Annotated in this window: 8 protein-coding genes and 1 pseudogene; 5 read left to right on the top strand and 4 right to left on the bottom strand. The window is 52.5% G+C overall.

What is annotated here, in order from left to right:
- Nucleotides 1-12: 12 nt before the first annotated feature.
- Nucleotides 13-831 (top strand): AAA family ATPase, encoded by an 819-nt coding sequence (locus tag OA238_RS09935; protein ID WP_044036625.1) that lies wholly within the window; start codon nucleotides 13-15, stop codon nucleotides 829-831.
- Between the two features lie 123 nt (nucleotides 832-954).
- Here OA238_RS09935 and OA238_RS09940 read toward each other — a convergent pair.
- Nucleotides 955-1931: pseudogene (locus OA238_RS09940) on the bottom strand (IS1595 family transposase).
- Nucleotides 1932-2102: 171 nt separating this feature from the next.
- On the opposite strand from OA238_RS09940, the gene OA238_RS09945 reads away from it, so the two are divergent.
- The 4 genes from OA238_RS09945 to OA238_RS09965 all read left to right on the top strand — a co-directional run bounded on the left by OA238_RS09945 (nucleotide 2103) and on the right by OA238_RS09965 (nucleotide 8641).
- Nucleotides 2103-2564, top strand: a complete 462-nt coding sequence (locus OA238_RS09945; RefSeq protein WP_044036627.1) for a hypothetical protein — start codon at nucleotides 2103-2105, stop codon at nucleotides 2562-2564.
- 144 nt (nucleotides 2565-2708) lie between these two features.
- On the top strand, nucleotides 2709-3827 hold the full coding sequence (locus OA238_RS09950) for a metallophosphoesterase family protein (protein ID WP_015495056.1): 1119 nt from the start codon (nucleotides 2709-2711) through the stop codon (nucleotides 3825-3827).
- Nucleotides 3824-6466: an AAA family ATPase gene (locus OA238_RS09955; protein ID WP_015495057.1), complete on the top strand. Its 2643-nt coding sequence runs from the start codon at nucleotides 3824-3826 to the stop codon at nucleotides 6464-6466. The genes OA238_RS09950 and OA238_RS09955 overlap by 4 nt, the downstream gene beginning before the upstream one ends.
- Nucleotides 6467-7564: 1098 nt before the next feature.
- A complete protein-coding gene (locus OA238_RS09965) occupies nucleotides 7565-8641 on the top strand; it encodes a tyrosine-type recombinase/integrase (protein ID WP_015495059.1) in 1077 nt (358 codons plus the stop codon).
- Nucleotides 8642-8741: 100 nt separating this feature from the next.
- On the opposite strand, the gene OA238_RS09970 is transcribed toward OA238_RS09965, so the two are convergent.
- Genes OA238_RS09970 through OA238_RS09980 form a run of 3 tightly spaced genes read right to left on the bottom strand, consistent with a single transcriptional unit; the run spans nucleotide 8742 to nucleotide 11972 of the window.
- The gene (locus tag OA238_RS09970; RefSeq protein ID WP_044038178.1) at nucleotides 8742-9800 is read right to left on the bottom strand and encodes a glutathione S-transferase C-terminal domain-containing protein; all 1059 of its coding nucleotides are present in this window, start codon (nucleotides 9798-9800) and stop codon (nucleotides 8742-8744) included.
- Between the two features lie 13 nt (nucleotides 9801-9813).
- A complete protein-coding gene (locus tag OA238_RS09975) occupies nucleotides 9814-10380 on the bottom strand; it encodes a hemerythrin domain-containing protein (protein ID WP_044036629.1) in 567 nt (188 codons plus the stop codon).
- 59 nt (nucleotides 10381-10439) lie between these two features.
- On the bottom strand, nucleotides 10440-11972 hold the full coding sequence (locus tag OA238_RS09980; RefSeq protein WP_015495061.1) for a glutamate synthase-related protein: 1533 nt from the start codon (nucleotides 11970-11972) through the stop codon (nucleotides 10440-10442).
- Between the last annotated feature and the right edge of the window lie 241 nt (nucleotides 11973-12213).

Here is a 12213-nt window from a genome sequence, read left to right on the forward strand (position 1 = left end):
TGCATTTGAAACTTGAGCCTAAGGGGCGTCATACTTGAGCTAAAGAAAGAACTTAGTGCGCTTCAGGCGAGAATCAGTGACGCCTCAAAAAGTTGTCTTCGTGTACAAGCCAGTTACAACGAACTCAAAATATACTTCCCAGATCTAGTTACAGAAACACTCGATTCTATCGATGACAAGTTTGACTTACTTAGCGATGAATATACGTTAATTGATGCCTTTTTGGACCTGAAATCGAAAGATTTGACCAAACCCCAGAACGTTGATTGGGTTTCTAGGTTGGTCGGAATTGAAACAGCGCTTCAGGCGTCTATCACTGCTAACAATGGTAAGATTGCGGTACTTTCTGGCAAGTTAGCGAAGGCGGGAAAGCAAAAGCAAGACATTCAAAGAGCAGCATGTATTTCGATGATAGAGGCGTTTCGGACGAAAAAGGCGCCGGCACTAGCGAACTTTAAGTTACTCGAAACATCTGGAAAAGCTCTCGCTGTAGAAGTTATTAATCTCAAAAAAACCAGTGGTGGTAAGGTTAGCGCAAGAGACAAAGTCGCTGTGACTTTTGAGTATTTGTTGGGATATGTGTTTGGGGCTAAATACACCTTTGATGCCGCACGATTTGTTGTTCAGCGAAACAAGTCGGACATGACTCGAGGCGGTGATCGAACTTTAAGCGAAGGCGAAAAGTCTGTCTTGGGCTTTTGTTATTATCTAGCTCAAACGCACCTCAAAGTTGCCGAGGCAGATGACTACAATAAGGTCTTTTTCATTATTGATGATCCTGTTTCGTCTGTTTCATTTGACTATATCTATAGTAAAGCTTATCCCTTTTAGTCCGGTTGCCCCACATGTTGACGCGGCGCAGAATCTTGCCCTTGTGGCTTTAGAGGCGGATCGGATCAGTTTGTAACGTCTGGTGGGTTTATAGGGCGTGGCTTTTGCCGTGAACGAGGCCCTTCAGGCGCGCTGTTCAACAAAATCACGATATGTCGCTGGCCCGAGACCAACACCGATCCCCAGCAGCGTGTCGAAGGCGCTTCGCATGTGTCGCCGTCGGTTCCAGCGGAACACGAATTCGTCGAGATAGCGTTGTAGATGGCACTTTCTGAGGCCGTGGAAGACGCCTTTTGCCCACGTTTTTAGGTTGGAGAACACGCGGTGGACCCAGTGGAGTATGTCGTGTGCCTTCTTGCCGCTGACGACCTTTGCCTCATGCGTGTTTGCAGGAGGATTTTCGTAACCGAGCCAGCCATCCGTGATGATGTGAGCGCCAGGCTCTACAGCCTGACCAATGAACCCGTGCAGCGTCTTTGACGCGCCGTCGGGAATGTGTTTCATCCTGATACGGCGCGGATGTCCGTCACTTGATAACTCGACGGCACAGACGACAAACATCTTTCCAACCGGGCTCCGCCCACCCTTTGGCCGGTCCTCGGGATCATGCCGGGACCGGAACGGCATCTCTGTTTCATCGATTTCGACAAGGTCTTTCAGGGGGTTGCGGTCAGGGTTGACCATCGACCGCCGCAGCTTTTGCAAGAGGAGGTCGCCGAGAAGCGCCATCGGTCCGAGCGACGATGGCGACCCGTCTTGTAGCTGCCAAGGCCAAGTTGCGCCTGAAGTTGCAGCGCTGACATGCCGTTGGAATGGCTGGTGATGATGTGCGCGGCAAGAAACCAAATTCGCAACGGCAAATGGCTGCTGTGCATTACCGTGCCAGCCGTCACGGATGTCTGCCGTGCGCAACCGGCACATTCCCAAGTCGCGCGATTTCGCTTTAACGGCCAGCCCTTGCAGGTGCCACAGGAAGGACAGACGAAGCCCTCAGGCCAACGATGTTCCACCAGATAATGCGAACACGCTTCCTCATCAGAAAACCTGGCGTCGAACGCGGGGCGGGACATGGGTTTGTCGTTTTTCCATCTGGCTGGCATGGGAAGAACAATACCAGAACATTCTAGATTGGCAAGCCGCTTCGCACTACATCAGGTGCCGCCGGAGCAAAGGGGATAAGCCTTATCTATAGTATTGCACAGATCATTAAATCCCTGCGACTGAAAGATGCAGAGTTGCGATTTGATAGTAGCCCATTTCAGCGACCTAGAATGTTGATCCTAACGCATAATGATTACTTCTATAATCTGGCTAGCGCCAACAATGTGGTTCCAAAATCGGCTCTATTTCAGCTTACGGATAACAACGGTCACCATACCCTGAATCAACAAAAGCAATTTGTAGCGCCTCATGTAGCCCATATGAAGGAAGTTTTTGATGTAGCGTCAGCTAGCAGGCCGCCCAATCATCAAACAGCCAACTCAATCAGGTGTATCCTTGAGGGCATGTGGCGCTTTTGCAAGCCGGATTTAGATGATCTTGGGGCCTTTGTATCATTTGCCTCAAACAATCTTGGGATTGACGTGAAGAGTATGTTGCTACTGAACAACCTAAGTCATGGTGCCAAAATGTACTCGGATGCGACTTTTGAGACGGATATTGTCGTCGCGGCGAAAGAAGTGCTTATGATTGTGGAAAAGTTAGCACCAGGACAGTTGAAGAAAGTGGCGTAAGTTCGGATGATATGTCGAGTTGCGCTAGTAGCATTTAATATAGCGTTTTTACACAGTGCAATACTGATCTCTGTAATTGCTAGTTTGTAGGCATAACCTCAAAGATCTACGGTGGGGTTTAATAGATTTTGGGAGCTTTCTTTGGTGCGTTTTATTCATACAGCCGACCTTCACCTTGCGAAGCCCTTCGGTCGGTTCGACGCTGACACACAGGCTGCCCTACGCGTGGCGCGGCTTGACGCTCTAAGTTGTCTTGGAGCCGCAGCGCGTGTTGGCAAAGCCGAATTCATCTTGATTGCAGGAGATACCTTCGACGCCGAAGCGCCGCCCTCCAAAGTTGTTCGGCGTGCGCTCGACGTCATGGCTGAATTCGCTGACCTGCAATGGGTACTTTTGCCAGGAAACCACGACAGCCTCGCTGCAGTTGACCTCTGGGAACGGATAGAACGCGACAAACCTGACAACGTGATCCTCGCAGTGACGTCGGAGGTGATCAAAATCGGAGATCACATCGCTATCCTCCCAGCTCCGCCCACAGTTCGGAATCCAGGCGTCGACCTCACAGATTGGATGACCGATGCGCAAACAGGCCAACGCTTCAGGATTGGCTTGGCGCACGGCGGCATCTTGGATTTCGGTAGCGAAGAGGTGACAGTTGCCGTCATTCGACCCGATCGGGCAGAGCGGTCTAAGCTTGACTATCTAGCGCTAGGCGACTGGCACGGACAAAAATCGATCACGTCACGGACTTGGTATTCAGGCAGCCCTGAGGCGGACAATTTCAAAGGGCATGCAGCAGCAGGTGCCCTCCTCGTAGAAATCACAGCGCCCGGTGACGCGCCGCAGGTCACAGCCGTCCCCATAGGGCAATTTGATTGGCGACCAATTGCGCTTGAATTCTTTGCAGGCACGGACCCAGTCCAACAATTGACTGATGCACTTCCTGTTTTGGGGCGGGATAAAACGCTTGTGAGGTTAGAGGCATCTGGACGCCTTGGGTTGCTGGAACAAAGCCAGCTGCGAGAGATGTGTGCGAAGATCGCTGATGACTTTCACTATTTTGAGGTGATCCTTGATCGATTAGGAATTGAACAAGCAGTGGATGACCTTGATCTAATCGCAACAGGTGGGGCACTGCGGGCAACAGCTGACAGCCTTTTTGCGGCTACTGATCTGGAGGGACGTACAGCTGAGGATGTCCAGGTCGCCCAAATCGCCCTGACGCATCTGTTTCATGTTGCCCAACAGGAATCGACCCAATGAAGCTGCGCCAGCTTGAATTGACGAACGTCCGACGTTTCGGTGGGCAAAAAGCGGTGCTTGGGCCCTTTGGCGATGGATTGACGACAATCACCGCAGAAAACGAGTCTGGAAAATCAACGTTTCTCGACGCGCTGCATGCATTGTTCTTTGTGCCGCACGGGTCATCTTCACAAGAGGTGAAGAGCTTGCAGCCTTATTCAGGTGGGGCTGCGTGCGTGGCAGCAGTTGTGGAAATCGATGAGAGAGATTTCCGTGTTGAAAAATCCTTTCTGGTTCAAAAGTCAGCGAAAATAATCGACTGCGCTAGCGGGCAGGTCATCAAGCAACAAGGCGATGCCGAAGCGTGGATTGAGGACAACATCAATAAGGTTAACAAAGGTCCTGCTGGGCTACTTTGGGTGCGGCAAGGCGCAACCCACGTTGATCCGGAAGGCAAAGACAAGGACGCCAGCAACGTCGCAGCTCGCCGCGATTTGATGTCCAGCGTGCGTGGTCAGATTGATGCCGTTACAGGTGGGCGGCGTATGGATAAGATCGTCGAGCAGTGCCGCAAGGAACTGGATGCATTGGCCACGAAAGGCCTCAAAGCGAAGGCAGGAAGTTCATGGAAAGCAATTGAAGACAAAGCTGTTGAGTTGCTCGTGCGTAAGGAGCGGCTTGAAGCAGACGTAGGTATTCTTGCTCAGGCGCTGGCAGTGAAACGGCAGGCTAAATTGCGCCTGCAGGCATTGCATGATCCGCAAAAACAGGACGCGCGTGTTCAGCAGCTCGCGGCCGCCGAAGAAGCTTATAAAAATGCACAGCAGCATGATCGCAGCGTCGCGGACGCCGATGGAGCGCTCCAACTAATTATAGCTGAAAAGAACCAGCTGATCCGCCAAGTCAAAGATATTGCCGACATACAGTATCGCCGTCGGCAGCTCGCTAATGAGATCACTCAGAAAGAGACTGATGCATCTTCTCTACGCGCTGCTCAAGGCGCGTCCGATGCAACATTAATCGACTCACAGGCGTTGATTACGCAGACTGAAGTGCAGCGAAGCACATTGGTTCAGTCCCTGAGTGCGGCGCGCACAGCTGAAAGGTCTCGCCGAAAGTGGGATCGATTGCGCACTCTTGCTGATCTCGTCGCTCAACTTTCGGCACCCCAGAAAAAGCTGAGTGATGCAGATGTGATTTTGGGGCGTGTCGAAATCACACAGAGTGACCTTGATCGCCTTGGCGACCTTAGTCGGCGTATCAGTATCGCCCAAGAACAACGCCGCGCACAATTTGCCAGCTTCTCTATTAAGCCATCATCGTTAGGTACGGCTGAATGTGACGGTGTGTCGCTTGAACTAGAAAAGGACATGCTGATTGATCGCCCACTCGCGCTTAATCTTTCTGGGTTTGGAACAATCAATTTGTCCCCGGCGGCGGGGGCAGGGAAGGGCATCGAGGATCCAGATGCGCTTGCTGCTGACAGTGATGCGGCCCTTCAAGCCCTTGGTGTTCAAACAGTACAAGACGCCCGCGACGCCTTTAATGCGCGTCAAAGTGCCGTGAACGACAAGACTGTCGCTGTTGCTGAAATCAGAGGGTTAGCGCCCGATGGGGTAGGTGCGCTGGAAGAGGAATGGAACGCACTGTGCAAAGAGCTAAGGCATGTACCAGACGATCAATTGCCAGAGGCTGCAGGGTCGCAACCTGATGACCTTTCAGCGGAACAGATCGAAGAACAGATCACAGGTCTTGATGATGATCTCGCTAACCTCAGATCCAACACCCAGGCGTTACAGGCGAAAGCTACTGAGGCTGCCAATGACGTGGCCAAAGCCAGCGGTGTGCTGAACCATCTTTTGGCGGAACAGACATCCTTGGCTAAGCCACAGGGTGAGGATGCTACCCTTGCCGCATTGCAAACATCCCGCGACGAGGAGATTGAGAAGGAAGAGAAGGCTGCCGAAACCCTTGCGGAGCTTAAGCTAGTCGCGCCCAATCTGGACGTGGCGCAATCCACTCATGAACGCTTGTTAAGCGCGGAAAAAGCAGACCGCGACGAAATTAACAAATTGGAACGTGAGCTTGCGCGTGTCGACGGGGCGATCGAAACACAGTCCGAAGGGGCCGTGGAAGAAAAGCTAGCTGAAGTCATCGACCAGCTTGAGAAGGCATCAGAACGCGCCAAACGATATGAGTTGCAGGCAAAGGCACTGACAATGCTCATCGCTCATCTCGACGAAGCACGTAAAGACGCGCAAGAAACCTATTTCGAACCAATCCGCAACGAACTGCGTCCGCTGCTGGCGCAACTACACGCCGGGGCTGATTTTGAATTGGACCCTGATAAGATGCTTGTTGGTAAGATTATTCGCAACGGAGTGGAGGACGACATCAACATGTTGTCGGGTGGTGCCTATGAGCAAATCGCGATCCTGACACGACTTGCGTTTGCAAAGCTGTTCGCACAGCAGGGCAGGCACGTACCCCTTATTCTTGATGACGCACTTGTCCATACAGATGATGAGCGGATTTCGACGATGTTCAACATGCTGTCGCACGCCGCAAAAGATCAGCAGATCATTGTGCTCAGTTGTCGGACTAGAGCGTTTTCGGATCTAGGTGGGACTCGGGCATTCATCGAAACTGAGGCCGTTTAAGAAGGGTTGGAAGGGGTATAGAATGTTAAAATTACTGAGGATGCCGCCAGAAATATGGGCGAATTGGCGTCATAAAACGATTCCGATGGCAATACGAAGCGACGAGAAGCGCACCAAAGTGCTGGTTCACTTGCCATTCGGAGAAGACAATAGAGTGTGGCTTCACGGTCTTGGGAAAACCAGACCAAAATACGTTCGTGATCATCAGGCTTGGGAAATTCCAAAGGCGTGGTTTAATAAGTTTGTTGAGGCAGCCTTGCTACGTTATCGACGAGTATATGTTGTACAGCCTTACCGAGAGTATGAAGTTTGCGCCCCTGCTTGCCGAAATGCCAAAGGGCACGACTGCAATTGCTCTTGCAGGGGCAAAACCACGGCACCGGTGACGGTAGCGGATGGTTTGACGTTTCAGATACGTTTTCTGTCAAGTGGGGAGAAAAGGAAATGGCTTTGCGGTTGATGAAAGTCAGTTGAGGAAGTGCTGAAGTACTTGACGAACTCGCGAACCTGACACCCTATTTGGGTAAACTACTGTTTTCTAACAAGAGTCGCAGTTGGTAGTAGCGGGCACCGGCCACAAATATGTAAACACCATTCAGAAATGTTACCGGCTGCGCAAAGCAGAAGTGGCACCAAGTGCGCTGACGGTATGAACTGGCCATCAGTCAGCCAGACGCCCGGCTGCAAGAGTTCCTGCACCGAACGAAAGGGATGACCAAAACGACCGAGGCCGAATGGCTGGTTGTGCAGCGTGTTGGTCAGAACATCTTCAGAGACCGATTAATTGGTTACTGGCAGGGCCAATGCCCTCTGACGGGCATATCTGATCGTGCTTTCGGTCGGATGCAGGGCCAAGAGTGGCCTCTTTCGCACTACTGGCGATAGTCATCTTGACGCCCTCAAGCCTATGAAATAGTAACCAATTACTGAGCGAGCGTTGTGTAATGGTTAAGACCCCAGTTTTCCAAACAAGAGTTCTGAGTTTCGTACAGTATCACTGAGTAGCTTACTGTTTCTTTTTGTTGACTTTTATTTTGCATTGGGTTGCATAGAGTAGCGCACAGTTGCGTGGCGTTACCTACAAAAGGCCGACAGAATATGCCAAAGCTCACAGAGACGTTTTCTAACAAATTGCCGCATGCGAAAGCAGGGACGGACAAGTACTGGGATGCTGAAATCAAAGGGCTGGTGCTCTTTGTGGGGAAGCGCTCGAAGACCTGGTACTTTCAGAAGGACGTTGGCGGCCAGACCAAGCGTATTCTGATTGGCCGGTTCCCAATCATCTCGGCGCAAGCCGCACGTCAGACGGCGCTTGGTTTTGCCTTGGAGATGGGCAGAGGGGCAGGGAAGGCGGCTCAGATTGGCGCGCCCACCTTGGAAGCCACAATGGAAGTGTATCTGGCACGTCCAAAGCTGCGTTCTGAGACCAACAAGGTCGGGATGCGCGCCCAGCTTACGCTTCATCTAAAAGACTGGATGCGCCTGCCCCTGGACGAGATCAGCAAGGCGATGACAGTACGCCGTCATCACGACATGGCTGGATCGCCGTCAGCCGCCAATCATGTGCTACGCAGCTTTCGCGCCATCTATAACCATGCCCGCCGGACTTGCGATCTGCCGGAATGTCCGACCATGGCGATAGAATGGTTTGAAGATAAGCCGGACGGACGGATTATTGAGAACCTTAAGCACTGGCGGAAGACGATTGATGATCTGCCCAATCCAATACATCGCGTATTCTACGAGCTTCTATTGTTTACCGGCCTTCGCAAAACTGAAGTGTTCACCTTGAAGTGGGAGCAAATACTGGAAGACCGGATCCATCTGCCAATGACAAAGAATGGCCGGAGCTTCGACCTTCCGATCTCGCAATTGCATCATGAGATATTGGCACCGCTTCGCCCTCTCAGCAGCGACTGGGTATTCCCATCGCCTAAATCAGAGACAGGTCACATCACGAGGCCGGTAAGGCTCAAATATAATCCCCATATGCATCGCCGGACATTTGCGACGGTTGCGATGGAAGCAGGAGTGCTGGAGGAGATTGTAGGGCGGCTGCTCAATCATACGCCGCTGTCGATCACTGGGCAGAGATATACGCGGCCGTCGTTGGATGCGTTGCGTCCGTCGATGGAGATTGCGTGCAACGAAATTCTGAACCGCATCAGCAAATGAGGCGGTATTTGGAAAGTGGACCTTAATTCGTCCTGTAGCGAAAGGCCGGTATGAGCCAAATCTACGTTTTTTTCTGCAGTGCAGCAAATGCCTACTTCAGTCAAACGCTAGTCGTTTCGTCAGCCTGAACAGCGAGATCAGGATGCGCGTAGGCTTCTGGATATGGCATCGGATGGAATGGACCCAGCGGTACGACATTGTTCCAAGATCGGCCAAAGTAGCCCTGTCGGCAGTGAACCAATGAGTTGCTCTCGGCGACACCCTGCAAAGCGTAAACTCGGCATAGCCAGCGCCAAAGATGTGGGTAGTCTAGAATTCGGGCACCGTTCAGTTTCATCCGTAGATAATATACCGGATCATGGCGATATAGCGTTGGGAAGAGCCGAAGGTCAGCCTCGGTGAAACTGTCGCCTGTCAGGAATGGTCGGTCGTCTGATGCAAGCCGCGCTTCTAATGCCCCAAGTGTTTCGAAGTAGTTTTTGAAGGCTGCTGCATAGACCGCTTGATCTGATGAAAAGCCCGCTTTGTAGGCCCCGTTGTTAATGCCCACGTAGATTTGGTCATTCAGGGTGTCGATGTCCTGACGCAAAGCGATGTTTTGGTCACCCAAGGGGTACAAATCTGACCTTGAACTATTTGCAATAGAACTGCCCAGCGCACCCGCCTGCGCATTCAACATTCGGATTATTTCAGCGCTTTCATTGGCAACGATCCGTTTGGTTTTCTTGTCATAGAGGATCGGGACAGAGGCCTCATCCGACCCTTCGGCGTCATAAATCTGCTTGGCGAGGCGGAAGCTTTGCCCGGTCGCCGTTTCAAACGTACATTCCGGCAACGTCGAACCAGTGAACGATGCCACACGCGTCGGGTTGAACTCCCAACGGTTCGACGCAATCGGGTCATCCTCTGTAGTTCGACTTGGGAACGCCACATCCATCGTAATGCTGTTCTGTAATCCTAAAACGTTGCGGGCCAGCGTCACACGGTGACACCAAGGACAGTTGAAGGCTACGAACAAGTGATACCGTCCCGGTTCAGCCGGAAAATCAGGGTCTTCGCTCAAGATGGACCGAAATCCGCTGACGCCGCGCACAAACTCGCCTTTGGCGCGGCGTGCGACGGCGTCTTTCTGGGACTCTTCGACGGATGTTTTGGTCACGTATATCTCCTGTTTATCCGCGTAGACGATGGTGCAGAATGATCGGCACCGCCAGTTCTTCTTCATCCGTGAGGTGCCTTTGCAAGAACGCTTCGATGGTTTGAGCGACGCCGTGCAATTTGCCCGCTTCTTCGCGCGCCGCTTTTTTATCGAGCTGTACCAATTTGATGGTTCGGTTGGCTGTGCGGATAAAACTATTGAGAACCACATCCAAATCCGCGTGGTCCTTTTCGAGCACCTCTAATCCGGCATCAAAACGTTGATCAGCCGCCGATAGTTCGGGAAAATAAGAGTGGTCCTCCCAACCGTGGTGTCCATGCAAATTTCTGACCAATGCACCACTGTGATAAGACAAGCGCCCTGCATAATCGGCCACGTCGCGATCACCGTTGAGATAGCTTTCGGTGTCTTTGCGAACGGTGGCGCTTAGTTGTCGGAACATGCGGTGTGCGCCCAGCCAATGGCGTGTCTTTTCCGTAAAACCAGGGTGCGCGTCCCACGTATCGCGCGGATAGGTGCGCAGCAGCGCCTGCATGTTGGTTGGCATATCCTCTGTGCGCATTTCAAACTGATCTAACATATCGTTTCCTCTCCCCGTTGAGGTGGGGATGACGGGCGACGTTTTAACCCGCCACCGCGCTACCGATTAACACCGCCAAAGCGTACACCGCTCAGGTCGGCCATCTCTTTCTTCCATGTGGTGATGTCGCGGTGTACGAAGTCAGTCAGGCTGTTGTGCCCGCATGCGCGTGCCAAGACCTGCATCAACTCAACCGATGCGCCGAAATAGCGAGCAAGCTTTTGTGCTCCGATCTGTACGTCTAGCCTCGCACGTAATTCCGGTTTTTGGGTAGCAATACCAACGGGGCAATTGTTAGAATTACACATCCGCGCGGCGATACAGCCGACGGCCTGCATAGCCGAATTTGACACCGCAACAGCATCCGCGCCCAAGGCCAAGGCTTTGGCGAAATCCTCAGCCACGCGCAGACCGCCTGTGATGACCAATGTCACTTCACGACCCGTCCTGGCATCCAGATGCGCACGGGCACGGGCCAAGGCAGGGATCGTTGGAACAGAGATATGATCTCGGAAGATCAAAGGCGCTGCACCTGTGCCACCGCCGCGCCCATCAAGAATGATATAATCGGCACTGGCCTCAAGTGCGAAGTCGATGTCGTCTTCGATATGATTGGCGGATAATTTAAACCCAATAGGAATTCCACCAGATCGTTCACGAACTTCATCAGCGATGCGTTTGAAGTCTGCTGGTGTTTCAAGGTCTTGGAACGTTGATGGGGATATCGCGGGTTGCCCTGGCTCCAAACCACGCACCTTTGCGATCTTGCCCTGAACCTTTTCACCGGGGAGATGGCCACCGGTGCCGGTCTTGGCACCTTGACCACCTTTGAAGTGAAAGGCTTGCACGCGAGCAACCAAATCAAGATCCCAGCCAAAACGTGCAGACGCCAATTCGTAGAAATAACGTGAATTTTCAGCCTGTTCTTCTGGCAACATTCCACCTTCGCCAGAGCAAATGCCAGTGCCTGCCATCTGCGCACCGCGCGACAACGCGATTTTTGCTTCCTCGGACAATGCGCCATAACTCATGTCCGAGACAAACAGAGGGATATCCAGTTGCAACGGTTTGGCAGCACGCGGCCCAATCGTCACGGATGTCGCGACCGGGACGTCATCAAGCAATGGTTTGCGGGCCATCTGCGCAGGGAGAATCTGAATGTCATCCCAATGTGGGAGGTCTTTACGGGGAACACCCATTGCACCCATCTCGCCGTGATGGCCCAGCTTGGATAGCCCGTCTTTGGCCAAGGCATGAATACGGGCGACGGTTGGCTCTTCGGGAGTTGGGGTTGCTGTCGGTCTATCTGACTTGGGCTTTGGCGACGGATCGCCCACTTGCAGGTCACCCAGACTGGCATGCCTGCCATCGCAGAATGGGCCGTTCGCTGTCGCCTTACACTGGCATAGCGCCGCGCTGCCGGTGTTATCAGCGGTAAACTTTAGCGGTGTTACGTCGGTACCTGCATGGGATCCGTCACAAAACGGTTGGCTTTTGGACAATCCGCACCGACACCAGTAGTAATCCTTACCCTTCTCCAAATCGACTTTGACGGGATGTTTGGCTGCGATAATCGGGACAGATTGGGTCATCGGAGGGCTCCATAAGATATTGCGGCGTTTGATTAAAACCCTAGTACGGGTCAGCTTGCAACAAGAGTTGCCAGTTTTAGATTTGGGTGTTCTCATTTTGAGAACGAAGGCTGGACCCCAATCAATGAGGTCCGGCCGTCGTGTTATTGAAGGTTGCTGTAGGCAGCAGGCACGTTCGTGTTTGGATGTACCCAGCCAATCAACGCATACCCCTGAAAATCTGGCAACTGCACCTCTGCGA

It is taken from the genome of Octadecabacter arcticus 238 (genome assembly GCF_000155735.2).
GTDB lineage: Bacteria > Pseudomonadota > Alphaproteobacteria > Rhodobacterales > Rhodobacteraceae > Octadecabacter > Octadecabacter arcticus.